Source organism: Cellulosimicrobium sp. NPDC030954 (assembly GCF_055571305.1).
Map to the genome: position 1 here is coordinate 345,800 of NZ_JBVIFN010000001.1, position 26,025 is coordinate 371,824.

27 protein-coding genes and 1 tRNA gene are annotated in these 26,025 nt (G+C 74.0%); 11 read left to right on the forward strand and 17 right to left on the reverse strand.

What is annotated here, in order from left to right:
• Window positions 1-19: 19 nt before the first annotated feature.
• Window positions 20-1,669, forward strand: a complete 1,650-nt coding sequence (locus ACZ402_RS01500) for a mechanosensitive ion channel family protein (protein ID WP_375822553.1) — start codon at window positions 20-22, stop codon at window positions 1,667-1,669.
• Window positions 1,670-1,718: 49 nt separating this feature from the next.
• Here ACZ402_RS01500 and surE read toward each other — a convergent pair whose 3' ends face one another.
• The 5 genes from surE to ACZ402_RS01525 form a co-directional block, all read right to left on the reverse strand.
• Complete coding sequence (gene surE / locus ACZ402_RS01505; RefSeq protein ID WP_375822552.1) at window positions 1,719-2,486, reverse strand: 5'/3'-nucleotidase SurE; 768 nt, start codon at window positions 2,484-2,486, stop codon at window positions 1,719-1,721.
• A 66-nt stretch (window positions 2,487-2,552) separates the two neighbouring features.
• Window positions 2,553-3,554 (reverse strand): 1-phosphofructokinase family hexose kinase, encoded by a 1,002-nt coding sequence (locus tag ACZ402_RS01510; protein ID WP_375822551.1) that lies wholly within the window; start codon window positions 3,552-3,554, stop codon window positions 2,553-2,555.
• Between the two features lie 9 nt (window positions 3,555-3,563).
• Complete coding sequence (locus ACZ402_RS01515) at window positions 3,564-4,430, reverse strand: glycerophosphodiester phosphodiesterase (RefSeq protein WP_375822550.1); 867 nt, start codon at window positions 4,428-4,430, stop codon at window positions 3,564-3,566.
• Window positions 4,431-4,521: 91 nt separating this feature from the next.
• On the reverse strand, window positions 4,522-5,085 hold the full coding sequence (locus ACZ402_RS01520) for a TIGR03086 family metal-binding protein (protein ID WP_375822549.1): 564 nt from the start codon (window positions 5,083-5,085) through the stop codon (window positions 4,522-4,524).
• A 139-nt stretch (window positions 5,086-5,224) separates the two neighbouring features.
• A complete protein-coding gene (locus ACZ402_RS01525) occupies window positions 5,225-6,283 on the reverse strand; it encodes a 2,3-butanediol dehydrogenase (RefSeq protein WP_375822548.1) in 1,059 nt (352 codons plus the stop codon).
• Between the two features lie 316 nt (window positions 6,284-6,599).
• On the opposite strand from ACZ402_RS01525, the gene ACZ402_RS01530 reads away from it, so the two are divergent.
• Window positions 6,600-7,745, forward strand: a complete 1,146-nt coding sequence (locus ACZ402_RS01530; RefSeq protein ID WP_375822547.1) for a VanZ family protein — start codon at window positions 6,600-6,602, stop codon at window positions 7,743-7,745.
• On the opposite strand, the gene ACZ402_RS01535 is transcribed toward ACZ402_RS01530, so the two are convergent.
• Window positions 7,732-7,914: a hypothetical protein gene (locus ACZ402_RS01535; protein ID WP_375822546.1), complete on the reverse strand. Its 183-nt coding sequence runs from the start codon at window positions 7,912-7,914 to the stop codon at window positions 7,732-7,734. The genes ACZ402_RS01530 and ACZ402_RS01535 overlap by 14 nt on opposite strands.
• Before the next feature lie 209 nt (window positions 7,915-8,123).
• On the opposite strand from ACZ402_RS01535, the gene ACZ402_RS01540 reads away from it, so the two are divergent.
• Both ACZ402_RS01540 and ACZ402_RS01545 read left to right on the forward strand, forming a co-directional pair.
• Window positions 8,124-9,746, forward strand: a complete 1,623-nt coding sequence (locus tag ACZ402_RS01540; RefSeq protein ID WP_375822545.1) for a class I SAM-dependent methyltransferase — start codon at window positions 8,124-8,126, stop codon at window positions 9,744-9,746.
• Between the two features lie 161 nt (window positions 9,747-9,907).
• Window positions 9,908-10,510: an ASCH domain-containing protein gene (locus ACZ402_RS01545; RefSeq protein WP_375822544.1), complete on the forward strand. Its 603-nt coding sequence runs from the start codon at window positions 9,908-9,910 to the stop codon at window positions 10,508-10,510.
• A gap of 16 nt (window positions 10,511-10,526) precedes the next feature.
• Here ACZ402_RS01545 and ACZ402_RS01550 read toward each other — a convergent pair whose 3' ends face one another.
• Window positions 10,527-11,129 (reverse strand): pyridoxamine 5'-phosphate oxidase family protein, encoded by a 603-nt coding sequence (locus ACZ402_RS01550; RefSeq protein ID WP_375822543.1) that lies wholly within the window; start codon window positions 11,127-11,129, stop codon window positions 10,527-10,529.
• Window positions 11,130-11,177: 48 nt separating this feature from the next.
• Between ACZ402_RS01550 and ACZ402_RS01555 the strand changes: the two genes are divergently transcribed.
• Entirely contained in the window at window positions 11,178-11,792 is a 615-nt protein-coding gene (locus tag ACZ402_RS01555) for a DinB family protein (protein WP_375822542.1), read from the forward strand.
• Window positions 11,793-11,899: 107 nt separating this feature from the next.
• On the opposite strand, the gene rlmC is transcribed toward ACZ402_RS01555, so the two are convergent.
• A complete protein-coding gene (gene rlmC / locus ACZ402_RS01560; RefSeq protein WP_375822541.1) occupies window positions 11,900-13,024 on the reverse strand; it encodes a 23S rRNA (uracil(747)-C(5))-methyltransferase RlmC in 1,125 nt (374 codons plus the stop codon).
• 198 nt (window positions 13,025-13,222) lie between these two features.
• On the opposite strand from rlmC, the gene ACZ402_RS01565 reads away from it, so the two are divergent.
• On the forward strand, window positions 13,223-14,869 hold the full coding sequence (locus tag ACZ402_RS01565) for a glycoside hydrolase family 64 protein (RefSeq protein WP_375822540.1): 1,647 nt from the start codon (window positions 13,223-13,225) through the stop codon (window positions 14,867-14,869).
• 121 nt (window positions 14,870-14,990) lie between these two features.
• Here the strand turns inward: ACZ402_RS01565 and ACZ402_RS01570 are convergent, their stop codons facing one another.
• Complete coding sequence (locus ACZ402_RS01570; RefSeq protein WP_375822539.1) at window positions 14,991-15,278, reverse strand: DUF4287 domain-containing protein; 288 nt, start codon at window positions 15,276-15,278, stop codon at window positions 14,991-14,993.
• Between the two features lie 73 nt (window positions 15,279-15,351).
• Complete coding sequence (locus ACZ402_RS01575; protein ID WP_375822538.1) at window positions 15,352-15,591, reverse strand: three-helix bundle dimerization domain-containing protein; 240 nt, start codon at window positions 15,589-15,591, stop codon at window positions 15,352-15,354.
• 114 nt (window positions 15,592-15,705) lie between these two features.
• Between ACZ402_RS01575 and ACZ402_RS01580 the strand changes: the two genes are divergently transcribed.
• The gene (locus tag ACZ402_RS01580) at window positions 15,706-16,059 is read left to right on the forward strand and encodes a hypothetical protein (protein ID WP_375822537.1); all 354 of its coding nucleotides are present in this window, start codon (window positions 15,706-15,708) and stop codon (window positions 16,057-16,059) included.
• A gap of 88 nt (window positions 16,060-16,147) precedes the next feature.
• On the opposite strand, the gene ACZ402_RS01585 is transcribed toward ACZ402_RS01580, so the two are convergent.
• Window positions 16,148-16,223 (reverse strand) — tRNA-Lys (locus ACZ402_RS01585).
• Between the two features lie 367 nt (window positions 16,224-16,590).
• Between ACZ402_RS01585 and ACZ402_RS01590 the strand changes: the two genes are divergently transcribed.
• Complete coding sequence (locus ACZ402_RS01590; RefSeq protein ID WP_375822536.1) at window positions 16,591-16,872, forward strand: HesB/IscA family protein; 282 nt, start codon at window positions 16,591-16,593, stop codon at window positions 16,870-16,872.
• 131 nt (window positions 16,873-17,003) lie between these two features.
• Here ACZ402_RS01590 and ACZ402_RS01595 read toward each other — a convergent pair whose 3' ends face one another.
• Window positions 17,004-17,720 carry a M50 family metallopeptidase gene (locus tag ACZ402_RS01595; RefSeq protein WP_375822765.1) on the reverse strand — a complete coding sequence of 239 codons (717 nt, stop codon included), beginning with the start codon at window positions 17,718-17,720 and terminating at the stop codon, window positions 17,004-17,006.
• Window positions 17,721-17,998: 278 nt separating this feature from the next.
• Between ACZ402_RS01595 and ACZ402_RS01600 the strand changes: the two genes are divergently transcribed.
• Together ACZ402_RS01600 and msrB are read left to right on the forward strand one after the other, a co-directional pair.
• Window positions 17,999-19,510 (forward strand): DEAD/DEAH box helicase, encoded by a 1,512-nt coding sequence (locus ACZ402_RS01600; protein ID WP_375822535.1) that lies wholly within the window; start codon window positions 17,999-18,001, stop codon window positions 19,508-19,510.
• Window positions 19,511-19,647: 137 nt separating this feature from the next.
• Window positions 19,648-20,076: a peptide-methionine (R)-S-oxide reductase MsrB gene (msrB, locus tag ACZ402_RS01605; protein WP_375822534.1), complete on the forward strand. Its 429-nt coding sequence runs from the start codon at window positions 19,648-19,650 to the stop codon at window positions 20,074-20,076.
• On the opposite strand, the gene ACZ402_RS01610 is transcribed toward msrB, so the two are convergent.
• From ACZ402_RS01610 to ACZ402_RS01630, 5 genes are all read right to left on the reverse strand, one after another.
• On the reverse strand, window positions 20,045-20,509 hold the full coding sequence (locus tag ACZ402_RS01610; protein ID WP_375822533.1) for a ribosomal maturation YjgA family protein: 465 nt from the start codon (window positions 20,507-20,509) through the stop codon (window positions 20,045-20,047). The genes msrB and ACZ402_RS01610 overlap by 32 nt on opposite strands.
• Window positions 20,510-20,528: 19 nt before the next feature.
• Window positions 20,529-21,032: a MarR family winged helix-turn-helix transcriptional regulator gene (locus ACZ402_RS01615; protein WP_375822532.1), complete on the reverse strand. Its 504-nt coding sequence runs from the start codon at window positions 21,030-21,032 to the stop codon at window positions 20,529-20,531.
• A 152-nt stretch (window positions 21,033-21,184) separates the two neighbouring features.
• Window positions 21,185-22,894, reverse strand: a complete 1,710-nt coding sequence (locus ACZ402_RS01620) for an MDR family MFS transporter (protein ID WP_375822531.1) — start codon at window positions 22,892-22,894, stop codon at window positions 21,185-21,187.
• Between the two features lie 151 nt (window positions 22,895-23,045).
• Window positions 23,046-23,549 carry a MarR family winged helix-turn-helix transcriptional regulator gene (locus tag ACZ402_RS01625; protein WP_375822530.1) on the reverse strand — a complete coding sequence of 168 codons (504 nt, stop codon included), beginning with the start codon at window positions 23,547-23,549 and terminating at the stop codon, window positions 23,046-23,048.
• Window positions 23,550-23,636: 87 nt separating this feature from the next.
• Window positions 23,637-25,091 carry a sugar porter family MFS transporter gene (locus tag ACZ402_RS01630; RefSeq protein WP_375822529.1) on the reverse strand — a complete coding sequence of 485 codons (1,455 nt, stop codon included), beginning with the start codon at window positions 25,089-25,091 and terminating at the stop codon, window positions 23,637-23,639.
• Window positions 25,092-25,355: 264 nt separating this feature from the next.
• Between ACZ402_RS01630 and ACZ402_RS01635 the strand changes: the two genes are divergently transcribed.
• Window positions 25,356-25,955 (forward strand): hypothetical protein, encoded by a 600-nt coding sequence (locus ACZ402_RS01635; protein WP_253055328.1) that lies wholly within the window; start codon window positions 25,356-25,358, stop codon window positions 25,953-25,955.
• Window positions 25,956-26,025 lie beyond the last annotated feature (70 nt).

Consider the following 26,025-nt stretch of genomic DNA (forward strand, 5'->3'; position numbering starts at 1 on the left):
CCCTGCCTAGCCTGGGGGGATGGACACCGAGATCGAGAACACGACCGACGTCCTCGTCACCCTCGGTGCGGTCGCGGCGGGCGTCCTGCTGGCGTTCGTCCTGGGGACGGTGATCTCCGCGGTGGTCCGCCGGGCGGGCCGGCGCAGCGAGCTCGCCCGCGACCTCTCGCGGCGGCTGCGCCGACCGGACCGGGCGGTGCTCACCGTCGTCGCGGTGTGGATCGCGGTCCGCCTGACGACGGACGCGTCCACGCCGTGGCGCCCCGCGGTCGAGCACCTCCTGCTCATCGCGCTCATCGTCGTCGGCGCGTGGTGGGTGGGCGCGATCGCGTTCGTGCTCGAGGACTCCGCGCTCCAGCGCTACCGCATGGACACCGCGGACAACCGGCACGCGCGCCGCGTCCGTACCCAGATCACGGTGCTGCGCCGACTGACCGTGGCGGTGATCGTCGTGTGCGCGGTCGCGGGCATCCTGCTCACCTTCCCGGCGGCGCGCGCCGCCGGGGCGAGCCTGCTCGCGTCGGCGGGGCTCATCTCGATCGTCGCGGGCCTCGCGGCGCAGACGTCGCTCGCGAACGTGTTCGCGGGCATGCAGATCGCGTTCACCGACGCGATCCGCGTGGACGACGTCGTGGTCCTCGAGGGCGAGTGGGGCCGGATCGAGGAGATCACCATGACCTACGTGGTGGTGCACCTCTGGGACGACCGCCGCCTCATCATGCCGTCCACGTACTTCACGACGACGCCGTTCCAGAACTGGACCCGCCGCGCCGCCGACCTGCTGGGGACCGTCGAGCTCGACCTCGACTTCGAGGTGCCGGTGGGCCCGATGCGGGCCGAGCTGCGGCGTCTGCTCGCGCTCACCGACCTGTGGGACGAGCGCGTCGGCATCCTCCAGGTGACCGACGCCGTCGGGGGCCTCGTGCGGGTCCGCGCCCTCGTGAGCGCGCATGACGCCCCGACGCTGTTCGACCTGCGGTGCTTCGTGCGCGAGGGCCTCGTCGACTGGCTCCAGCGCGCGGCGCCGCAAGGTCTGCCGCGCACACGGCTCGAACGGGCGGCGGACGCCGTCGACGTGGCCGACGACGGGTCGGTCGCCGCGGCGAGCGACGGCGCCCGAGGCGACGTGGCGGGCACCGCCGAGGGCGGGGACGGAGCCCCCGTCGCCCCGGCGCGCCCGCCTCGCCTGCCCGCCGAGCGTGGCTCGCGGCGGGCCGACGCGCCCGTGGTCCTCGGGACGATCCGGCGCGCGGGGGCGGGCGCGGGCGCCGCGCCGAGCGAGGACCCGACGCGCCTCGTCGGGGTCGTGCCGGGCCCGGTGGGGCGACCGGACGAGCGGGACGTCGGCGCCCGCACCGGACACGACGCCGAGGTGCCGGGAGGGACCCGGCCGCTCCCCGTCGTCGGGCACGACGACGCGACGCCCGAGGCCGCGGAGTCCGCCTTCTTCAGCGGGACCCCCGAGGGGGAGGAGCGGTCGCGCGCGTTCGCGGGACCGGGCCAGGACGTCATCGAGGAGCGCGAGCGCACGGCCGAGCACGGCGCCGTACCCGACGAGGACACCACCGACGAGGCGAGATCGGTCGACCCCGCCGACGACAGGGACGGCGTCCCCGGGGACGACGGGGACGGCGACCCGGGGGACGGCGACCGCCGCCCCCGAGGCTGAGGACCGGACCCGGACGCGTCCCCCTGCTCGACCGACCCCACGAACGGGTTCAGGTCAGGCCAGGGACCTCGACCGTCGCGTCGGCGTACGGCGCGACGAGGAGCGTCGCGGTGGCCCAGCCGCGCGTGAGCAGGCCCGTGTCGGAGTCGGGCTCGGAGTGCCGCTCCGTGCCGGAGTACTGGAGTACCAGGTGCCGGTCGCCGTCCTCGTGGATGTTCGCCTGCACGAGCCCGAACGTCGCGAGCGGAGCCTGCCGCAGCCCGCGCAGCCGGTCCGGCGGGACGTCGGGGACGTTGACGTTGAGCGTGCGCCGGTCGAGCGGCACGTCCCGTGACGCGGGGTCGTCCATCCACGCGAGCACGTGGTCGGTGACGAGGCGCGCGGTGTCCCAGTGCTGCGGCTCGGCCGCGTCCACCGAGACGGCGAGCGACCGGATCCCGTGCGTCATCGCGGACAGCGCCGCGCCGACCGTCCCGGAGTGCAGGATCGCGTTGCCGGTGTTGGCGCCCTTGTTCGCCCCCGAGAGCAGGAGGTCCGGCCGGGGGCCGAACCCGCCGTAGGCGGCGACGAAGGCGATGAGCGCGGGGGCGGCGCGCACGGCGTAGGAGGTCACGTCGTCGGGCAGGCCCGGCGCGCGGCGCGGCTCGACGGCGAGCCGCCCGTCGCGCTCGGCGCCGAGCAGGGACGCGCTGGCGCCCGACGACTCGCGGGCGGGGGCCGCGACGACGACCTCGTAGCCGGCGTCGAGCGCCGCCCCGGCGAGCACCGCCAGGCCGGGGGAGTCGATCCCGTCGTCGTTGGTCACGAGAGCACGCACGGTGGTTCTCCTCAGTCGTCGGGGGTCGAGGGTCGGAGGGTCGGGGGTCGGGCCCGGCGGTCGGGTTCAGGTGCGCGCCTCGCGCACCGTGATGCGGCGCGCGAGGCGTTCGATCTGGTCGCGGCGGCCCGTGCCGAGACCGCGCCGCGTGACGTTGAGCGCTCCCGCCGCGGCACCGAGACGCACGGCGTCCGGGAGCTCGAGGCCGCGGCCCAGCCCGACGGCGATGCCCGCCGTCATGGAGTCGCCCGCGCCGCGGTGGTCGACGGTCGTGATGCGCGGCGTGCGCACGGTGTACGTGTGCTCGCGCGTCACGAGCAGCGAGGGGTCGTGCGCGCGCGACACGACGACCGCGCGCGGCCCGGCGTCGACCATGCCGCGCGCGGCGGCGAGCAGGGCCGCCTCGGTGTCGTCGTCGGCGAACCCGCCGTCGACCATCTCCTCGTGGCTGATCTTGAGCACCGCGCCGGGCGCGTCGGCCACGGCGCGCGCCTGCTCCCCGGAGAGGTCGGCGACCACCTGGCGCTCCGAGGCGTGCAGGTCGCGCGCGAGCCGTCCGAAGAACGACGCCGGGACCCCGACCGCGGTCTCCGACCCGGTGAGGATGGTCACCGCGGCGTCGAGCCCGGAGACGAGGACGGTGCCGTACAGGTCGTCGACCTCGTGGCGGTTGAGCGGGAACGGGTCCATGGTCACGACCTCCTCCCGGTGCCCGCTGCGGCGGTCGTGGACGTACGCGCCGTTGCCGCCGGTCGTCGTCGCGCGCAGGTCGAGGTGCTCGGCGCGCGCGAGGTGCGCCGCGACCGTCCCCGTCTCCCCGCCGAACGGCCCGCACACCACGACCTGCGCGCCGAGCGAGTACGCCATGCGCGCGAGCCACAGCCCCTGGCCGCCGGGGTGGACGTGCACCTCGGGCGAGGTCTCGTAGGGCCCGGCAGGCTCGATCTCCACGGTGAGCAGCGGCGTCAGCGCGAGCACGCACACGGCCGGGGCGCGTGCGGGTACCGGGCCGGGCGGGTCGGGCGGGGTGGGGAGCGGACCGGGCGAGGGCGTCGGGGTGGCGCTCATCCGTCCACGCTAGGGGCGCGGCGCCAGGCTCACCCGTCGAGGGTCCTCGAACCGGGCGTCGAGCCAGCCGACGAGCCGGTCCGGCCGGTCGGTCATGACGCCGTCGACGCCCCGCACGAGGAGGTCGTCCCACTCGTCCGTCGTGTTCGCGGTCCACACGTGCACGCGCAGTCCCGCGTCGTGGAGCGTGTCCACGAGTCCTGGCTCGTGCGCGAGGAGCGCGACCTCCGGGTTGCAGGCCACGACCCCCAGGTCCGCGCACACCTCGACGAGCTCGGCGAGGCTGTCCGGGTGCAGCGCGAGCAGCAGCGCCCGGTCGAGGTGCCCCGCGGCGTCGCGCAGCGCGGCGACCGTGGGGGGGCAGAACGACTGGACGAGCACCCGGTCCGCGAGCCCGGCGTCGTCGACCTGCTTGGTCACGAGCAGGACGTCCTCGACCGACCAGACGCCCTTGAGCTCGACGAGGATCCCGACACCCGGGTGCGCGACGGCGAACCGCGCGACCTCCGCGAACGTCGGGACGCGCTGGCCCGCGAACGCGCGCGAGAACGACGACCCGGCGTCGAGAGCGCGCACCTCGGCCAGCGTGAGCCCGTCCACGCGGCCGGTCCCGTCCGTCGTCTCGTCCACGACGTCGTCGTGCAGCACGACGACCTGCCGGTCCGCCGTGAGGTGCACGTCGAGCTCGATCGCGTCGACGCCCGCGCGCGCCGCGGCCTCGAACGCCGCGAGCGTGTTCTGCGGCGCCACGGACGAGTTGCCGCGGTGGCCCACGACGAGCGGGCGGCCCCCGCGGTCCGCGGCGGGCCGGAGCAGGCGGGCGCGGTGCGCCGTCGTGCGCTGCTCCGGGGGACGACCGGCGGCGGTGGAGGGCATGGGGCCAGTGTCGCGCGCGACCCGCGCCGCCGTCCTGCCGGGCCACCCGCGGGACGGACCGTTCCGCGAAGGTTCACCCGGCGTGCGACCGTCAGCGGCGGCGGCCTGTGAGCGCGAGGAGGTGCGTGAGGTCGTCGGCGCCGTCGTCGACGTCGAGCGGGCCACGGAACAGCGGGCCCGGCTCGAGGAACGTCGAGCGGGACTCCGCGTAGTGCAGCGCCCACGCGACCAGCGCGGGCTCGCCCGTCTCGTCCGCCCCGACGGCGCGGGCCAGGTCCCAGGCATGCACCACGAGGTCGAACGTCATCTGGGCGCAGTACTCCGCGCCGGACTCGTCGCCGTAGGACAGGTGCACCCGGCGGTCCAGGGCGTCGGGCGCGAGGAACGCCTCGCGGGCCTCGACGGACGCGTCGACCCACCGGTCGACCGGGTCGTCGCCGAGCACGTCGCCCTCGAAGACGGAGCCGACGTCCTCGATCCACCGCCCGGCGAGCAGCTCGGGCGCCCAGAGCTGCTCGGCCGTGAGGTGGTTGACGAGGTCGCGCACCGTCCAGTCGGCGTCCGGGGTGCGCAGCGCCCACTGGTCGTCGCGCAGCGGGCGGACGAGCGCGTCGAACGCGCCGATCGCGTCGCCGTGGGCGGCGAGGACGTCCATGCGGCACCTCCCGGGGCCTCGTGAGCCTCCACCGTGGCACGCCGGGCGGCGCACCGCAGGTCGAGCGCGGCGCGTCGGCGAGCACGGGTCGAGCGCGGCCCGCGGCCCCCGGGGACGGTGGGGGCCGCGCGCCGCTGTCTCACACCGACACGACGATCTTCACGTGGTCGTCCTTGTGGTCGATGAGCTCGCGGTACCCCTTCTCCACGACGTCCTCGACGGCGATGCGGCTCGTCACGAACGGGGCGAGGTCGACCTTGCCCTCCTGCACGAGCCGGATGACCGCGGGGTGGTCGTCCGCGTACCCGATGGCGCCCTTGATGGTCAGCTCGCGCAGCAGGACCGTCATGACGTCGAGCGTCGGCGGCGCGGAGAACAGCGCCACGATCTGGAGCGTCCCGCCCGCCTTGAGCGCGTGCGTCAGGGTGTCGAGCACCGGCTGCGCGCCCGAGCACTCGATCGCGACGTCCGCGCCGCGGCCGTCGGTGAGCTCGAGCACGCGCGCGGCGACGTCGACCTCGCGCGGGTCGAGCACGACGTCGGCCACGCCCGTCTCCAGCGCCTTGGCCTTGCGCGCCCCGCTCACCTCCGTGACGATCGTCCGCGCCCCGATCGCGTGCAGCACGGCGCACGTCAGCAGGCCGATCGGCCCCGCCCCGCCGACGAGGACGGTGTCGCCCGCCTGCGCCCCGGACAGACGGACGCCGTGGTACGCGACCGCGAGCGGCTCGATCAGCGCGGCCTGGTCCAGCGGGACGTCGCCCACGGGGTGCACCCAGCGGCGCTCGACGACGATGTGCTCGGACAGCCCGCCGCCGCGGCCGGAGATCCCGATGAACCCCATCTTCACGCACGCGTTGTAGAGGCCGTCGCGGCACGGCGGGCACTCGCCGCACACCATGAACGGCTCGACCACCACGGCGTCCCCGACCGCGAGCCCGTCGACGCCCTCGCCGAGCTCCTCGACGACCCCGGAGAACTCGTGGCCGAACACGACGGGCAGCGTCTCGCCCGACAGCGGGTGCGGCTCGGTCTCCGACGGCGCGGGCGGGAACGGGCCCTCGAGGTACAGGTGCAGGTCGGACCCGCAGATGCCCGTCCACGCGGGCCGGATCTTCACGGTCCCCGGCCTGGTCTCGGGCTCCGGGACGTCCTCGATCCGGAGGTCTTCCTTGCCGTGGTACCGCGCCGCCTTCATCGTCCTCACCTCGTCCGTCGGGCCGCGCGCACCGGTCGGTGCGCGGCGGGCGGTCCCGGACCGGTCCTCGGTGGTCCCTCGGCGGGCCGTGGCGACCGACCGCACCTCCACGGTAGGCCGGGGTCCTTCCCCACGCCGCGCCGAAGGTCCTCACCGGCGGGGCCGGTCGTCGTCGGCGCTCGTCCGGGGGGCGGAGCGAGGTGCGGAGGCAGGCGCCGGAGCGCGGTGCCGCGGGAGCCGCCGCGATACTGGAGCCCGTGACCACGACCCGCACCCGCGCACGCCGGCCCGCCCCCGAGCCTCGTGGGAGCCTCGCGTGATCGACCGCTGGACGTGGCCGGCGTACGTCGGCGTGATCGGCGGCGCGCTCCTCTTCGCGGCGTTCCTCGTGCCCGCCCTCGCGTGGCAGTCGCGCCGGTACGGCGGGCTCAGCGGCCGCCGCCTGGTCGGGGCCGCGGCCGTCGCCGTCTACGGGGTGGCCCTCGTCGCGTACACGCTCCTGCCGCTGCCGAGCGGGGATCTCGCCGAGTGGTGCGCCCGGTACGGCGTCGCGGGGGCGGAGCACGTGCCGTTCCACTCCCTGGCCGACATCCGGCGCGACACCGCGGGCCTCGGCCCCGGCGCGACCCTGCGCAGCGCGGCCGTGCTCCAGGTCGTGTTCAACGTCGTCCTGTTCGTCCCGTGGGGGCTGCTCGTGCGGCGCTACCTGGGGCGCGGCGTCGTCGTCGCGACGCTCTCCGGGCTGGCCGCGTCGGTGCTCGTCGAGACCACCCAGTACACCGGGATCTTCGGGCTCATCCCGTGCTCGTACCGCGTCGCCGACGTCGACGACGTCCTGACCAACACGCTCGGCGCGTTCCTCGGGGCGCTCGCAGCGCCGCTCGTGCTGCGGTGGATGCCGCGCGCCGCGGAGCTCGAGGCGCGCCGGGACGAGGCGCGACCCGTGACGGTGTGGCGCCGCTGGCTGGGGATGCTGCTCGACGCGCTGCTCGTCACCGCGCTCGGGGTGGTGCTCCAGGTGGGCTACCGCACGGTGCTCCTCCTGCTCGGGCGTCCGCTGCCCGACGGGACGGACTGGGCGCAGTGGCTGCTCGGCACGCTCGTCCCGTTCGCGCTCGTGTTCGTCGTGCCGACGTTCCTCGGCAGCGGCGCGTCCTGGGGGCAACGGACCGTGTGGCTCGCGCCGCGCTGGGCGGGCCGGCCCGGCACGACGGCGCAGCGCGTCGCCCGCGCGGCAGCCGGGGGCGCGCTGTGGGGAGCGCTGGGCCTGCTCGCCGACCTGCCGACGGACGTCCCGGCGGCGCTCGCGGTGGTGGGCGACGTGGCCGCGCCGGTCGCGTGGCTGTTCGCCGTGGTGTCGGTCGCCGCGGTCCCGTTCACGCGCGGACGGCGCGGGCTCTCCGGGGCGGTGACCGGGGCGGAGGTCGTCGACGCCCGGGAGGCGGCGCTCAGTCCTGCGTGAGGAGCCCGACGGTCAGGGCGATCGCGCCCCAGATCACGAGGCCGCCGCCGACCGCGATCGCGATCCCGTTCGCCCCGGTGGAACCGGCTCGGCGCGCGCCGCGGGCGGCCGTCGCGGCGATCGCGAGGCCGGACACGACGAGCACAGCCCCTGCCACGATCCAGAACATCGCGAACACCGTCCCATACGTCCCCTGTGCTCCGCATCGTGGACGGGCGTCCAGGACGGCCGGACCGGGGAGCGCTCACGCGCGTGCGCCCCGGCAACCAGCGGGTTCTCCGGTCCGGGGCCTTCACGGAGAGCGAACACGCGTCGTCGACGCGGACCGAGACGTGAGACAGGTTGCACCGGGGCGGCGCCACGCCGCACGGTGTGCGGGTGCACCCTCCTGCCGCTCCGCCGGTCCGTCGGCCGGTCCGTCGCGTCCTCTTCCCGGGGCGCCACCACGTCGTCACGCGCTACCAGGTCGACTACCTCCGGGCGCTGCGCGCCGGGCTCGTCCGCGACCTCGACGGGCGCCGTGTCCGGTGCGCCCCGGACGTCGAGGTCGTGTGGGTCGTCACGTCCGCGAACCACGCGGGCACCCGCCGCAACCCGCTGCCGGGACACCGGCGCGAGGCGCTCGTCGAGAACGTGACGACGCGCGAGGGGCTCGCGTCCGTCGTCGTGCCGGTGCCGGACGTCGCGCCCGACGACCGGTTCGCGCAGCTCGTCGTGACGAGCGTCGCGACGGCGACGGGCGTCGCGCCCGACCCCGCCGACACCGTCGTCGCCTGCTCGACGCCGGCGCTCGTGGACGCGTACCGCGCGCTCGGCTACCGCGTCGCGGGGGTCGAGCTCGACGCCGCCGAGCCGGGCGGGGAGCTCCCCGCCCGGCCGTGGGACGTCGTCGAGCAGATCGCCGCGGGGGACGAGGGCTGGCGGGAGGTCGCGCACCCGGCCGTGCCCGAGTTCTACGCGCGCTACCGGTTCGTCGAGGACGTGCGGCGGATCTTCGCCGACCCCGTCGTCTCGGGCGACGGCGACCTCACCTCGACGCGCGACTACCGCACCTACGCCGCCGCGTTCGAGGACGCGTCCGCGCGCAAGTGGGCCCAGGTGGCGCCCCACGTGCGGCCCGGGCGGATCGTCGACATCGGCTGCGCGACCGGCGGCCTCCTGGAGCACGTCGCGCGCGAGCCGCGCCTGCACGAGTCCGACCTGTTCGGGGTCGACGTCGCGCGGCACCTCGTCGCCGAGGCCGAGCACAAGAAGGCCCAGGGCGCGTTCGCGAACCCGCACGTGTGGTTCGTGCAGGCGAACATCCTCGACCGGTCCGTGATGCCCGACGCGACCGTCGACACGACCCTCACGATCGCCCTCACGCACGAGGTCTCGTCGTACGGGGACGGCGTGCGCGACGTCGAGACGTTCGCGCGCCGCGTCCACGCCCACACCAGGCCCGGCGGGGTGTGGATCAACTCCGACGTGTGCGGCCCGGCCGAGCCGGACCGCGTCGTCGTGCTCACCCTGCGGACCGACGACGGCGCAGCGGCCACCGGGGACGGGCCCGGCGGGGCGCGGGTCGACCTCGACCGCCTCGCGCGCGCGGACGTCGCCGCGTGGGTCGGCGCGCTGTCCACCGACGCGCGCCTGGTCCAGTTCGCGCACGACTTCCCGCGCCTGTCCGGCGCCGCGTTCGCGCCCGCGCGGCTGGGCCCCGGGTCGTGGCGGCTCACGCTGCGCGAGGCGATGGAGTTCCTGACCCGCAAGGACTACGTCGACAACTGGCTGTCCGAGTGCCACGAGCGGTTCTGCGACCTCAGCGGCCCGCGGTGGGCGGACCTGCTCGCGGACGCCGGCTTCGAGCTCGAGCCGGGCAGCGGCGCGTGGCGCAACGAGTGGGTCGTCGAGCACGCCCTCGCGCCCGTCGCGGCGCTGCACGACGCCGCGACCGGCGAGCCCGTCGACTGGCCCGACACCCACGTCCTCACCGTCGCCCGCCGCCCCGAGCTCGCCTGACCAGGGCCCCGAGACCCGACCCTGCCGAGGTAGAGCCCTGGTGCGGCGAGGTAGAGCCCTGGTTCGCCGGGGTAGAGCCCTGGTCGTGACCACGTCTCTACCTCGCGTGACCGGGGCTCTCCCTCGGGAGATCGGGGCGGTGGCGTCGTACGCTCGGAGGCGTGCTCCTCGACGCCCGCACGCTGCGCGGCCTCCAGGACGGGACGGTGACGCTGGCGTTCCGCCGCTGGACGACGCCGCGCGTGAAGGTGGGGACGCTCCAGCGCACGCGGGTCGGGGTCGTCGAGGTGACGTCGGTCGAGCGCGTGCCGACCGGCGCGGACGGTGCGCCGCTCGTGTCCGACGACGAGGCGCGCCTCGCGGGGATGGACTCCCCGGAGCGCGTGCTCGCCCGGGGCGCCGCGCGCGAGGGCGACCTCTACCGCGTGGGCATCCGGCTCGCGGGCCCCGACCCGCGCGTCGCGCTGCGCGAGGACGCCGACCTGGACGCGGCCGCCGTCGAGCAGATCCGCGCGGCACTGGACCGCAAGGACCGCGCCGCCGCGGCGCCGTGGACCCGGCAGTACCTGGAGCTGGTCGCGGCGAACGAGGGGGTCGTCGCGCGCGAGCTCGCCGCCGGCCTCGGGATGGCGCGCGACGACTTCAAGGTGCGCGTGCGCCGTCTCAAGGAGCTCGGCCTCACCGTGAGCCTGGACGTCGGCTACCGCCTCTCCCCGCGCGGCCGGGCCTACCTCGACGCGACGCCCGCGACCCCTGACAGGTGACGGGCCCCTCGACGTGTCAGCGAGTGGTCGCGCTCGACCGCGACGACGCGCTGACAGGTTCGCCAGGGTCGCCGATCGCGGGGAGGCCGTCGATGCTCGTGGAGTTCTTGGTGACCCGGTAGTCGTCGAGCTGCTCGGGCGTCTTGCGACCGGCCCAGCGGTCGAGCAGGTCGCGGTCCTCGACGAGCTCGAGGTGCGGGACGGAGAACCCGCACGAGTCGGAGACGCGCGTGACGTCCACGACGACGACGCCGCGCTGCCCGGCGGTCTCCGTCTTGGCGAAGTGCCCGCGCAGCGCGTCGAACTCCGCGCTCCCGGCCTCGACGTACCGGCCGGTGCCGTGGAACCGGACGATGTTGGGCGGCCCTGCGAACGCGCAGAACATCACCACGATGCGGCCGTTCTCCCGCAGGTGCGCGGGTGCCTCTGCGCCCGACCCGGTGTAGTCGAGGTAGGCGACGCGGTGCGGCGAGAGCACGGCGAACGTGCCCGCCATGCCCTTGGGCGAGACGTTGACGTGGCCGTCCGCCGCGAGCGGGGCGGTACCGACGAAGAACACCGGCTGCGCGAGGACGAACGCCGCCAGCCGGTCGGTGATCTCTGCGTGCACGGTGCCCATGGGGCGAGTCTGGCACCGGCGTCGGAGGGCGTCGGTAGCGTCCGGTGGATGAGCACACCGACGGCACCTGACCACGACCCCAAGGCGACGCTGCAGCGGTACTTGAGCAGGGAGCGCGACGCGCTGCTCGCCAAGGCGGAGGGGCTGAGCGAGTACGACGTCCGCCGTCCGCTCACGCGCACCGGCACGAACGTCCTGGGCCTGGTGAAGCACGTGGGCAGCGTGCAGCTCGGCTACCTGCACGAGGCGTTCGGCGGCACGCACGACCTGGAGCTGCCCTGGTTCGCCGACGGCGCGGAGGTGAACGCCGACATGTGGGCCACGGCGGACGAGAGCCGGGAGGAGATCCTGGAGCTCTTCCGCCGGTCGTCGGAGCTGTGCGACGCGACCGTGGCGTCGCTCGACCTGGACGCGCCCGGCCACGTGCCGTGGTGGCGCCCGGGGAACCGCGACGTCACGCTCCACCAGGTGCTCGTGCACGTGCTCGCGGAGGTGGCGCACCACGCCGGCCACGCGGACATCGTGCGTGAGCTCGTCGACGGCGCGGCGGGCGACGGCCGGGGCAACCTGCCCGCGCTCGACGACGCCGAGTGGGCGGCCTACCGGGAGCGGCTCGAGGCCTCCGCCGTCGAGGCCGCCCGGCGCGCGGGAGAGCGACCCTGACCGCGAGATCGACCCGCCCGTCACCAGATCGGCCTCCGGAGGGTCGATCTCGGCCGCTCGGGTCGACCTCGGCGCCGGGGTGAACGGCAGCCGTACGAGCGGAGCGGTCAGGCGCGCTCGAGCAGGACCGCGACCTCGTAGTGCGACGTCTGCGGGAACATGTCGAGCACCCGGGCGGCGCGCGGGCGCAGCGACGGCATGAGCGCGAGATCGCGCGCGAGCGACGTCGCGTTGCAGCTCGAGTAGACGACGTGCCCGACGCCGGACTCCTCGAGCCACGTGCTGAGCGTCTCCCCGATGCCGCGTCGCGGCGGGTTGACGACGACGAGGTCGGGCACGTCCTGCCGCGACAGCGCGAACGCCGTCGCGTCCTGGGTGAGGAACGTCGTGCGGTCGAGGCCCGCGTCGCGCGCGGTGAGCCGCGCGCTCGCGACGGCCTCGGCGCTCGTCTCGACGCCGACGACGTCGCGGCCCGGCCCTGCGACGTGCAGCGCGAACCCGCCCACCCCGCAGTAGAGGTCCCAGACCGTGGCGGGCGCGGCGTCGTCCACCCACTCGCGCCCCTGGCGGTAGAGCGCGGCGGCGACGTCGGTGTTGGTCTGGAAGAAGCTCTGCGGGCGCAGGTGCAGGTCGATCCCGTTGACGCGCATGCGCAGCGTCTCGGCGTCCGTGAGGAGGATCTCCGTCTCGCCCTCGACCACGGCCTTGTGCTCCGGGTGGAGGTTCACCGAGACGACGCGGAGCGAGGGGAGAGTGTCGAGCAGGCTCGGCAGGTGCTTGCGGATGCGGGGCAACGACTCGGTGGAGCGCAGGACGAACCGCGCCATGAGGTCGCCGTCGGGGGAGAGCGTGACGAGCACGTACTTGAGCTCGCCGCGGCGGGCGCGCACGTCGTAGGGGACGAGCCGCGCGCGGGTCACGAACTCCGCGAACGCGGGGAACGACGCCTGGAGGGCGGGCGGGTAGAGCGGGCAGTCGGTGAGGTCGACGCCGCCGCCCTCACCGAGGATGCCGAGAACGGGGGCGTCGGACGTGCCGGTGACGACCATCTTCGCCTTGTTGCGGAAGGCCGACTCCGCGGACTCGACCGTGGGCAGCCAGGTCAGGTCGGGCGCGAGCGGCGCGAGCAGGTCGGCGCAGTGCTCCTGCTTGCCGGTCAGCTGCGCCGGGTACGCCAGCTCGAGGAGGCTGCACGACCGGCACCGGCCGGCGTCGTAGTGGTGGCACTGCACTCGTTCGAGTCTAGGCGCCGGCCCGGTCCTGAGGTCGCGATCCCCCGGACGGCGCTGGGGGAGCGCTCCCTGGCGTCCGGGGCTGCGGTCCGCTACGGTCGTGGCAGCGCTCCCACACCGGTGTGGGACGGCGCTGTCGCCGGGCCGGTCCGGCGAGTGCGGTGACGACGAAGTAACCGAACAAGGAGCAGATCCGGCATGAATCTCGACAGGCGGAGAAGAAGCAGACGAGCGTGGGCCGCGCTGTGCGCGGCGGTCCTCGCGGTGAGCGGGGCGGTCGTCGGTACGGCGGCCCCCGCGAGCGCGGTCCCGGCGACCATCCCGCTCACGATCACCAACGACTCGGGCAAGGGGCCGATCTACCTGTACGTCCTCGGCGAGCGCGACGGCGTCGCCGGCTGGGCGGACGCGGGCGGCACGTTCCACCCGTGGCCCGGCGGAGTGGGGCCCGTGCCCGTCCCGGCACCTGACGCGTCGATCGCGGGCCCCGGCCCCGGCCAGTCCGTGACGATCCAGCTCCCCAAGCTGTCCGGGCGCGTCTACTACTCGTACGGCCAGAAGATGTCGTTCCAGATCGTGCTCGACGGGCGCCTCGTCCAGCCCGCGGTCCAGAACGACTCCGACCCCAACCGGAACATCCTCTTCAACTGGACCGAGTACACGCTCAACGACGGCGGGCTGTGGATCAACAGCACGCAGGTGGACCACTGGTCCGCGCCGTACCAGGTCGGGGTGAAGCGGTCCGACGGGCACGTCCTCAGCACGGGCATGCTCAAGCCGAACGGCTACGAAGCCTTCTACACGGCGCTGGAGGGCGCCGGGTGGGGCGGGCTCGTGCAGCGCGCGCCCGACGGGAGCCGGCTGCGCGCGCTCAACCCGTCGCACGGGATCGACGTCGGCAAGATCTCCTCGGCCTCGATCGACTCGTACGTCACCGAGGTCTGGAACTCCTACCGCACGCGCGACATGGTCGTCACGCCGTTCTCCCACGAGCCCGGGACGCAGTTCCGCGGGCGGGTCGACGGCGACTGGTTCCGCTTCCGCAACGGGTCCGGGGCCGAGGTGGCGGCCTTCAAGAAGCCCGACGCGTCGAGCGTGTACGGGTGCCACAAGGACCTCCAGGCGCCGAACGACCACGTCGTCGGGCCCATCGCCCGCACGCTGTGCGCCGCGCTCATCCGCACCACGGCGCTGACCAACCCGAACCAGCCCGACACCAGCAACGCCGGCTTCTACCAGGACCCCCGGACCAACGTCTACGCCAAGCTCGCGCACCAGCAGATGGCGAACGGCAGGGCGTACGCGTTCGCGTTCGACGACGTCGGTGCGCACGAGTCGCTCGTCCACGACGGCAACCCGACCGCTGCGTACATCAAGCTCGACCCGTTCACGGGCACCGCGACGCCCATCGGCGACGGCGGCGGCACCGAGGAGCCGAACCCGGGCGGCGGGCTGCCGACCGGCACCGGCACGATCCGCGCCGGCACCGCGCTGTGCCTCGACGTGCCGTGGGCCGACCCGACCGACACCAACCAGGTCCAGCTCGCGAGCTGCAGCGGCAACGCGGCGCAGCAGTGGACGCGCGGGTCCGACGGGACGGTGCGCGCGCTGGGCAAGTGCCTCGACGTCGCGCGCAGCGGGACCGCGGACGGCACCGTCGTGTGGATCTACACGTGCAACGGCACGGGCGCCCAGAAGTGGGTCTACGACGCCGGCACCCAGGCGCTGCGCAACCCGCAGTCCGGCAAGTGCCTCGACGCCCAGGGCGGGGCGCCGCTCCACGACGGCCAGAAGGTCCAGCTCTGGACCTGCAACCAGAGCGCGGCCCAGCGCTGGTCGTTCTGACGCCGCCCGGTCCCTGACCCGGCAGCACGCACCGGTGCCCGATGCCGCCCGCTCGCGGGACGTCGTCGGGCACCGGTGCGCGGGGCACGGCCAGGGCGACCCGCGCGGGGTCCGCGGGGCGTCAGGCTGGCTTGGTCGCCTTGCCGTCGAGCCACAGGGTGTCGGACTCGTCGCGGTGCGTGCCGTCGGACCCCACGTGCTTCGACGAGATCTGCGGGCCCTTGGTGATGACGTGCACGATCGCCATGCCGTGGCCCCGACCGAGCCCGTAGTCGTCCTGGAGCCACTCGAGGATCGGCGTCGCCTTCGTGGACTCGTCGAACCCTCGCTCGTGCGCCAGGTCGACGAGCTGGCGCGGGGTGAGACCGGTCTTGTCCTCGACCGCGTCGAGATAGGCCTGGAAGGACATGCGTGCTCCTCGTCGTCGGGGGCGGGCCGCTCGACCCGCCGGTGAACCTACCGACGGTCACCCACACCCGGACTCATCGGTCCGGTCGAGGCGTCCTCCGCGCGGGGCGCGGTGGACGGTTGCACGACCGCAGCACGTCCGACACGGCGTTCTCCACCAGGACGGGGACGAAGTCGCGCACGTGCGGGGTCTGGTACCGCCCGAGCTCTGCGAGCACCTGCTCGCGGACGTCGTCCACCGGCACCTCCGGGAAACGCGCACTGATCCGCTCGACCACGACATCGATCTCGCGGTCCTCGTCCTCCATCGCCATGGCCCGACGTTCCGGCCCCACGGCGCGGCGCACAACCAACAGCGGATGAACACATGGCGCACGCGCCGCGCGGCGACCCGTGCGTGCCACCGGCCCGCAATTCGCTCGGGCACGATGCCGTCCACGATCCTCGTGCTGTGCGCGTTCCTCGCACTCCTGGCCGCCGCGGTGTGGCCGGCGGTGCGGCAGCGTGGCGCCCCGGGTCAGCGGTTCCGCGCCCTCCTTGCCGCCACGAGCGCGCTGCTCCTCCTGGTCCTGATGCTCGTCACCACGGCACCACGCGACGTCACCGACGACGGCCGGCGATACACGTGCATCGAGGAGCCGCTCGGGGGACTGAACCCCCTGTCGTCCGACGCGACCGGCGCGTGCGTCCAGGCCAATTGGGTGACGGTCGCGCTCGTGCTCCTCGGGTGCGCGGCCCTGGTGACCGCGGAGCACGTCGTCCTCCGTCGCCGTGCCCGCTGACGCGGCGCAGGGTCCTCGTCGATCCGCTGACGTCCGTCGCGCCGGGAAGGACGCGTCCGTGATCGGCGACGTCCATCTGGGACGTCCTTGGTGGGCCCCGTGGGGCTCGAACCCACAACCTACGGATTAAAAGTCCGCAGCTCTGCCAATTGAGCTAGAGGCCCTGGACGCCGCCGGCGCCCAGGCACAGGCTACCCGCGTGCCTGGGTCGGCAGTTCGCGTCAAGTTCGGCAGCTCCGGTCGAGATCGGCAACCGGGATCGCCGATCTCGGCAGGAGCTGCCGACCTCGGCGTAGAGGGCGCTCGGGCGCGGACCCTACGCGCGTCGTCGGGCGTTGTCACGCGCGGTCTTGCTCCGTGAGAAATTCGGTGAGAATCGGGCGATTCGCTTGCGAGTCGAGCCCGTTCTTGTTTCGGTGGAGTGGACCGAGGGGCCCGCGGGAGGGTGCACCGACGGCAGGTCACGCCGGCCAGGCGTGGGCCGCACGGACGTGTCCCGCAGGGTTCCGCCCGGCGACGAGAGGAGCTCTCGTGCTCACCCTGACCGACAACGCCCGTACCGCTGTCCACGACCTGCAGACCCAGGCCGGTGTCCCGGAGGGAGGCGGTCTGCGGATCGCCGAGTCCGCTGACCAGGCGGGCAGTTTCGAGCTCGCGCTCGTGCCCAGCCCGCAGCCTGACGACACGGTCGTCGAGGACGGCGAGGCGAAGGTGTTCGTGGAGTCCGCCACGGCCCCGACCCTCGCGAACCTCACGCTCGACACGGACCCGAACGCGCAGGGCCCGGCGTTCGTCCTGACTCCTCAGGGCTGACCCACCAGTTCTCCCGGCGTTCGCGCCGGACGATCTCGACGACGCGTCCTCCTCCTCCGGGTGCGTCTCTGGTCGCACGACGGGCCGTCCGCTCCGGCGGGCGGCCCGTCGTCGTGTCCGGGAAGGTCGGCTCAGGCCGCCGGCCCCACGATCCACGACCCGCCGAGCACGGCGGCGCCCAGCGTGACGACGAGGAACACCCCGACCCAGAACAGCCCGGGCACGTGCGTGAGGCGCGCGAGGATGTCGGCGTCGGAGGTCGCCGCCCGTCCGCGCGACCGCTCGCTCTGCAGCTCGAGCACCGGCCGGACCGCGCCGAGAAGCAGGAACCACGTGACGGCGTAGGCGACGGCGCTCTGCACGTCGGGCGTCGCCCACCACGACACGCCCACGAGGGCGGCGCCCGTGACGAGCACGGACCACAGCCCGAACCAGTTGCGGATCTGCAGCAGCATGAGGGCGAGCAGCACGACGAGCAGCCACAGCAGCCCGACGGCGTAGCCCTGGCGCAGGAGGGCGGCGGCCCCGAGCCCGATGAGGCCCGGGCCGACGTAGCCCATGAACGCGGTGAGGATCATGCCGAACCCGCGCGGCCGGCCGGACGACACGGTGAGGCCGGAGGTGTCGGAGTGCAGCCGGATGCCCGACAGGCGGCGCCCTGTGAGCAGCGCGGCGAGGGCGTGCGCCGCCTCGTGCGCGATCGTCACGACGTGCCGGGCGACGCGCCAGACCGGGGTCACGAGCACGACGGCCAGCGCGAGCGCGCCCATCGCGACGACGACGGCGGTCGACGGGGGAGCGACGGGCGTCGTCGCGGCCTGCCACACCTGCCCGACGACGTCCCCCACGGAGGAGGCGACGTCGCCGCCCGCGGTGGTGCCGCCGTCGGACAGCACGGCTCGGGCTACGGCGAAGGAGGACGTCAGCGCGGGCACGCGCGCCATTCCACCACAGCCTGCTGTGCCCGCGGACGGCGCGACGAGACGCACCTCACCCGTGCCGCGGCGTCGGGCATGAGACACTGGAGGTTCGAGGGCAGCGCGATCCCGCGCGCCCCGCGTCGTGGAGATCCCCCCGGATTGCGTGCGGCGGACCCCGACCTTGAGCCCCGAGAGGCCCATCACCTGTGACTTCCTTTGCCGACTTCGGCCTGCCCACCCCTGTCGTGCGCGAGCTCTCGCGCCAGGGCATCGACTCCCCGTTCCCCATCCAGACCGCCACGCTGCCCGACTCGCTGAAGGGCCGTGACGTCCTCGGCCGCGGCCGCACGGGCTCCGGCAAGACCCTCGCGTTCTCGCTGCCGACCGTCTCGCGCCTGTCGTGGGCCAAGTCGTCGCGCCAGCCGCGTCGCCCCCGCGCGCTCGTGCTGTGCCCGACGCGCGAGCTCGCCAACCAGATCAACGCCACGATGGAGCCGGTCGCCAAGGCGCTCGGCCTCGTGACGACGACGATCTTCGGCGGCGTCGCGCAGTCGCGCCAGGTCGCCGCGCTCGACAAGGGCGTGGACATCGTCATCGCGTGCCCCGGCCGCCTCGAGGACCTCCTCAACCAGCGCCTGCTCACGCTCGACGCCGTCGAGATCACCGTGCTCGACGAGGCCGACCACATGGCCGACCTCGGGTTCCTGCCCGGCGTGAAGCGCATCATGGACAAGACCCCCAAGCAGGGTCAGCGCATGCTGTTCTCCGCGACGCTCGACAACGGCGTGGACCAGCTCGTCAAGCGCTACCTCAGCAACCCGGTGCGCCACTCGGTGGACGACGCCGCGGCGGCGCCCCCGCAGATGACGCACCACATCCTCGCGGTGCGCGACGCGGACGCGAAGAAGCAGATCGTGCACGAGCTCGCGTCCGGCACGGGCCGCCGCGTGCTGTTCATGCGGACCAAGCACCAGGCGAAGAAGCTCGCGAAGCAGCTCACCGCGAACGGCGTCCCGGCCGTCGACCTGCACGGCAACCTCGGCCAGGGCGCGCGCGAGCGCAACCTCGAGGCGTTCTCCTCGGGCGCGGTGAAGGTGCTCGTCGCGACGGACATCGCGGCGCGCGGCATCCACGTGGACGACGTCGAGCTCGTCGTGCACGTCGACCCGCCGGCCGAGCACAAGGCGTACCTGCACCGCTCGGGTCGCACCGCGCGCGCCGGGTCGGAGGGCGTCGTCGTCACGGTCATGCTCCCGGAGCAGCGCGGCGACGTGCGCGACCTGACGCGCAAGGCGAAGATCACGGCCCAGCCGAAGCCCGTCGCCCCCGGCGACGCGACGATCAAGGGCCTCGTCGGCGAGGTCGCGGAGTACGTGCGCCCGGCGGACATCACGCCGCCGCAGACGCAGGCGAAGCGCGGCACCACGTCCACCAACGGCGGGTCGCGCGCGTCGCGCCGCAACCGCGGCGGCCAGGGCGGCGGTCGTCCCGCGGCCCAGGGCGCCGGCCAGGGCACGACGGCGCAGCGCGGCCAGGGCGGCCAGCGCGCGTCGGGTGCGGGTCGCCCGGAGGGCGCTGGCAGGGACGGACGCGGCGCCTCGGGCACCGGCAACGGCTCGACGGGCCAGTCCGCAGGTCGCCGCCGCGGCGGCCGCGGCCGCGCGCAGCGCCCGGCCGGCGGTTCGAGCACGGTGTACTCGACGTCCAGCCCGCGCTGACTCGTCACCCACCCTGTTGTGGGCATGAAATGGGCCCGGTCTTCTCGTCGAGACCGGGCCCATTTCATGCCCACAGCGGAGGGGGGCGGTGGGAACACGGGGGCCGGGCGCGCGGTTGGGATGGTCGGAGGTGGATCATGACCAGCCAGACCCACGAGAACCAGCCCTACGAGGTCGTCAAGACCGACGACGAGTGGCGCGCCGAGCTGTCACCGCAGGAGTTCGCCGTGCTGCGGCAGGCGGGGACGGAGCGCGCCTGGACGGGCGAGCTGCTCGACGAGAAGCGCGTCGGCGTCTACGCGTGTCGGGCGTGCGGCAACGAGCTGTTCCGCTCGGACACCAAGTTCGACTCGCACTGCGGGTGGCCGAGCTTCTTCAGCCCGCTCGCAGGCGACCGCGTCGAGCTCCTCACCGACCGCAGCCTCGGCATGGTGCGCACGGAGGTGCGCTGCGCGCGCTGCGGGTCGCACCTGGGCCACGTGTTCGACGACGCTCCCCAGACCCCGACGGGCGACCGGTTCTGCATGAACTCGGTCAGCCTGACGTTCGAGGCCGGCGAGCAGTAGCCGACCGGGCGCCGGCCCACGCGTCGACCGCGCACGCGATCCCGACGCCCACCAGATAGCAGACCAGGTCCCGCACCGCGAACGTGCTGCCCAGCAGCCACGCCGCGGGCGGGACCGCGTCGTTCACGGCCGCGGCCAGGCCCGTCGCCTGCAGCGCCTCGACCGCCCAGCACCAGCCGAGCGCGACGGCGCCCGCGACGACGGGGCGCACGCGCGCGAGCACGAGGACCACGAGGACGTACGTCGCGACGGCGTACAGGACGTCACCGCCGACGTCACCCCACGGGTCGGGCACGCGCGTCGCGACGACGAGCCCCGCGAGCACGACCAGGCCGAGCGCGAGGGCGACGAGGAGCCGGCGCCGTCGCCGGGGCCGCGAGGGAGCGGGCGCGACGAGGCCGCGGGCCGGACGGACGCCGTCGGGCACGGTCACGCCGCGGGGGTGCGGGCCGTCACCGGTTCGCGGACCAGCGCACGACGTCCTCGGAGTAGCGGTGCAGGAGCGTCGCGAGCGTCGCGACGTCGCGCCGGTCCCAGCCCTCCAGCGCCTCGGTGATCGAGGTGACCCGGCCGCTGTGCGCGGCATGGAGCCGCGTCTCGCCGTCGGGCGTGAGCGTGATGAGCTGCCCGCGCGAGTCGTCGGGGTCGACCTCGCGCGCGACGAGGCCCAGGGCGTGGAGGCGGCTGAGCTGGCGCGAGATCGTCGCCCGCCCGACGCCGAAGTGCGCGGCGAGCTCCGAGCCGCGGACGCCCGGGTGGTCGGCGATGTGCGCGAGCAGCGGGTAGGCGCTCGCCTCGAGGTCCGGGTGGATCCGGCGTGCCATGGCGGTCGCCGCCGCCCCGCCACGGCGCAGCAGGACCCGCAGCTCGCGTTCGAGGTCGACGTACGCGACGTCCGGCTCGGTGGCGCGCTCGGCGTCGGGAACGGTGCGGGTCGGGGCGGTGTCGGCGGGCACACGCCCATCATGACGCCCGATGCGGCACGAGGTCACGTTCGTCCGGAAAACCTCACCCGCTGGACGGGCGACCAGCACGCCGAACGCAGGGAACATGCGGCCTCGAACCGATTCGAGACCGCATGTTCACTGCACTCGGCGCGCGGGGCTGGTCAGCGGGGCGAGCGTGCCGCCCGCTCGTCGTCGATCACGCCCGCGGGCTCGAAGGCCTCGAGGAGCGTCGACTCCGTCTCCTCGGCGAGGGTCACGCGGCCCGGGGTTGCGTCGACCGGGGCCTCGCTGCCGGCGAGCGCCGCCTCCTTCTCGAGGCGCTCCTGCAGGCCGGTCTTCGTGCCGAGCGGCACCTCCTTGAGGAACGACACGGCGATCAGCGCGATCAGCGCGAGCGGCACCGCGACGAGGAAGATCTCGGCGATGCCGTCGCCGTAGGACTTCTCGACGAGGTCCTTGATCGGCGCCGGCAGGGTCGAGACGTCGGGCACGGCGTTGCCGCCGCCCATCGAGTCGGCCGGGATGCCGAGCTTCGTCAGGCCGTCCTGGATCGACGTCGTGACCTTGGTCGCGAGCACCGCGCCCAGCACGGACACGCCGATCGCGCCGCCGAGGCTGCGGAAGAACGCGACGGTCGAGGTGCCGGCACCCATCTCGTCGACGTCGAGCGTGTTCTGCACGGCCAGCACGAGGTTCTGCATGAGCATGCCCATGCTGACGCCGAGGAAGAACAGGTAGACGCTGATGAGCGTGAAGCTCGTGTGGTAGTCGATCGTCGACAGGGCGAACAGCGACGCCACGAGGACCGCGCCACCCGTGACCATGAAGGCCTTGTAACGGCCGTACCGCGTGATGAGCTGGCCGAACAGGGTCGACGCGACGAACGTGCCGATGATCATCGGGACCGTCAGGAGGCCCGACTCGGTCGGGGTCTTGCCGCGCGCCACCTGCATGTACTGGCTGAGGAACACGGCGGTGCCGAACATCGCGACGCCCACGGCGACCGAGGCGACGACCGCGAGGACGAACGTGCGGTTCTTGAAGAGGTGCAGCGGGATGAGCGGCTCGGGGGTCACGCGCTCGACGAGCACGGCACCGACGAGCGCGAGGACAGCCCCGCCGACCATGGCGAACGTCTGCCACGAGAGCCACTCGAAGTTCTGCCCGGCGAACGTCACCCACAGCAGGAGCGAGGACACGCCGGCGCTGATGAGGATCGCGCCCCAGTAGTCGATGCGCACGACGCGGCGCGCGGCCTTCGGCAGGTGCAGCGTGCGCTGGAGCACGATGATCGCGGCGATCGCGAACGGGAGCCCGACGAAGAAGTTGAGGCGCCAGCTCACGGCGTCGGTGAGGACACCGCCCAGGAGCGGTCCGCCGATCTGGCTGACGGCCATGATGCCGCCCATGAGGCCCATGAACTTGCCGCGCTCGCGCGGCGAGATGATGTCCGTGATGAGCACGGTGGCGAGCGCCATGAGGCCACCCGCGCCGATGCCCTGGAACGCGCGGAGCGCGATGAGCGTCCCGACGTTCTGCGACAGGCCGGCGAGCGCGGAGGACACGACCGCGACGACGAGCGCGATCTGGATGAGGACCTTGCGGTTGGTGAGGTCGGCGAGCTTGCCCCAGATCGGGGTCGAGATCGTCATGGCGAGCAGGGTCGACGTGACGACCCAGGTGTACGACGACTGCGAGCCGTCGAGGTCGCTGACGATCTTGGGGAGCGAGCTCGAGACGATCGAGCTCGCGAGGATCGCGACGAACATGCCGAGGAGGATCCCGGAGAGGGACTCCATGACCTCGCGACGGGTCATGGACGACTCGGCGCCGCCGGGCGGGGCGGTGCGTTCTGGGGTGGTGCTGGTCATGAGGCGCTGAGGTTCCTTGCTCACGGGGCCGTGTCGGAGGGCCGGCGTGTCGTGGGGCGGTGTCAGGTGGTCTGGTGGCCGGTCCGCGCGGCGGCGCGGTCGGCGGTCGGGGGACGTGCCCGACGGCGGTGGTGCCGCCGAGCGCCGTCGGTCACCCGGTCGTACGGGGTGCGGCGTGGCCGGCGACGACCGCGGACGCCACGCGCTCGATCTGGCGCGTGGCCTCGACGATCTCCTCGTCGCGCCACTCGGCGAACGTCGTGGCGGCGAGGGCGTCGATGTGCTCGTACGCCCGCAGGACGAGCCCGCGCCCCGCGTCGGTGAGCTCGACGGTCCGGGCGCGCCGGTCGTCGTCGTCCACGGTGCGGCGGACGAGGCCCTCGTCGACCAGGTGGCTCACCTGGCGGCTGGCCACGGAGAGGTCGACGCGGAGCTTCGCGGCGACGTCCCCGAGCTGGACGGGACCGCACCGCTGGAGCATGCGGAGCAGACCGAACGACGAGCGCGGGATGTCGAGGTCCCGCGCGATGCGGACGGCCGACTCGCGCTGGGCGCGGGCCAGCTCGTCGAGCGCGCGGATGAGGCCTGCCGCGGGGGACGGGTCGGGTGCGAGCTCAGGGTCCGCGGTGGTCGCGGCGGGGGTGATGACGGGCACGGGCACTCCTTGGTTGCTGCAGGCAAGCATACGCCTCGCAGTTGCTTTCAGCAACCATTGTGCGGAGCAAGGGTTCGGCAGGAGGGCTCAGTGCGTCGTGCGGCTCACGCGCTCATCGCCCATGTCCTCGAGCTCGATGCCCTTGGTCTCCGGGACCTTGCTGAACACGAAGACGAACGACAGCGCCGCGAAGACGGCATACATGAGATAGGGGATCGAGGCGCCGAACGCCGACAGCATCGGCGGGAACGTCAGGGTGATCGCGAAGTTCGCGAGCCACTGCGCCATGGCCGCGACGCCGAGCGCGGCCGCGCGGATGCGGTTCGGGAACATCTCGCCCAGCAGCACCCAGACGAGCGGCCCCCACGACGCCCCGAAGAACACGACGAACGCGTTCGCCGCGACGAGGGCGATGGGTCCCCACGGGTCCGGCAGCGTGATGTTGTCGCCGCTCCCGCTGGACTGCGTGAAGGCGAGCGCCATGATGCCGAGCGACAACGTCATGCCCGCCGAGCCGATGAGCAGGATCGGACGACGGCCCACCTTGTCCACGAGCGCGATCGCGATGAACGTCACCGCGACGTTCGTCACCGACGTGATCGTCGAGACGAGGAACGACTGGCTCTCGTCGAACCCGACCGCCTGCCACAGCGTCGTCGAGTAGTAGAAGATCACGTTGATCCCGACGAACTGCTGGAACACCGACAGCAGGATGCCGACCCACACGATCGGCTTGAGCGCGAACGTCGAACCCTTGAGCGTCCCCTCCTGGGCGTTCTTCTCGTCGACCGCGATCGAGCGGTGGATCTGCGCGATGCGGTCGTCGACGTCCTCGTCCGGGCCGAGGACCGACTCCAGCACGGCGCGCGCCTCGTCGTCGCGGCCCTTCGCCACCAAGTAGCGCGGGGACTCGGGGATGCGCATCGCGAGGATTCCGTAGACCGCCGCCGGGATCACGCAGACGAGGAACATCCACCGCCACGCCTCCCACCCGAACCACAGCTCGTTGGCGGCGCCGCCCGCCGTCTCCGCGAGGAGTTGGTCGGACAGCAGCGCCGCGAAGATGCCGACCGTGATCGCGAGCTGCTGCAGCGACCCCATGCGGCCGCGCAGCCGTGCCGGCGCGATCTCCGCGATGTACGCCGGGGCGATGACGGAGGCGATGCCGATGCCGACGCCCGCCATGAAGCGCCAGATCGCGAGGTCGAACGCCGACCACGCGATCGCGGACAGGATCGAGGAGGCGAAGAACAGGATCGCGCCGAACACCATGACGCGCGTGCGGCCCCAGCGGTCGGCGAGCCGGCCGCCCGACCACGCGCCGAGCGCGCAGCCGAGGAGCGCGATCGCGACGACGAGCCCCGTGACCGCCGAGTCGAGGTCGAACTGGCCCTCGATCGCCGCGACGGCGCCGTTGATGACCGAGCTGTCGAAGCCGAAGAGGAATCCGCCGACGGCGGCGGCGACGGCAAGGCCGATCGCCTTCCGGTGCGCGCTGCGCGCGCTCACGGTCGCGTGACCTGCTGCGTCGCTGCTCGACATCTCGTCCTCCGCTCCGTCCTGGAGCCGGTCGAGGCCCCTCTCGTCACTGTAGGGCGGGGTGCTTTCGGCGGCGCGGTGAACGGGCCCCCGCCTCCGTGGGGCCTCGTCCGGAGCGGGTCGCAGGCGTCGCGCGACGCCCGCCCGGTGCGACCGGGCCGCCGCCGGGTGGACACTGGGCGCGTGCCCGACGACGTCCCCGCCACCCCCGCAGACCGGCCCGACCCGGGTCGGGCCGACCGCACGCAACGACCCCGCCGCCCGGCGATGCTCGACCCGCGCGACGCCGACGAGCTCCCCGGCGAGCTCGACCCCGCGCTGCGCGACCAGGTCGCGCACACGACCGCGCACGCGATCGTCCACCGTGCGCGCGACACCGAGGACCCGGAGGTCGTCGAGCGACTGGTCCACCTCGTCGAGACGGAGGGGCTCGACGTCGTCGCCGGCCTGTGGTCCGACGCCGCCCCGAACTCCCTGCCAGGTGCGCTCTGGCGGCTGTACGTCCTGCGCGAGTGGGTCCGCCGCGACCCGCAGACGGTGACGCTGCGGTACCGCCTCGGGGTCGACGCCGCCCCCGTCCACGAGGCCATCGCCGGCGTCCCCCGGCCACCCGGCCCCCAGGACGTGCGCGACCTCGTCGACGCGGTGCTCTCCGGCGTGTTCACCGGCGACCTCGCCGTCGCGCTCGAACGGGCCGGGTCGTTCTGCCGCATCCTCGCCACCGGCGCCGCGTTCGACGCCGACGCGCGCGAGGTCGCCGACCCCGACGGCGCGCTGCGCACGACCCGAGGCGCCGGGTCGCTCCTGCGCACCGCGCAGGAGCTCGAGCACGCCGCCGAGCTCTGGCGCGCGGACCGCCTCGACTGAACCCCCGAGGGAAACCGCCGGTCGCGCGACCAGGGGTCTATCTCCCGGGGGTCTGCTTCGGCTGGTGGGG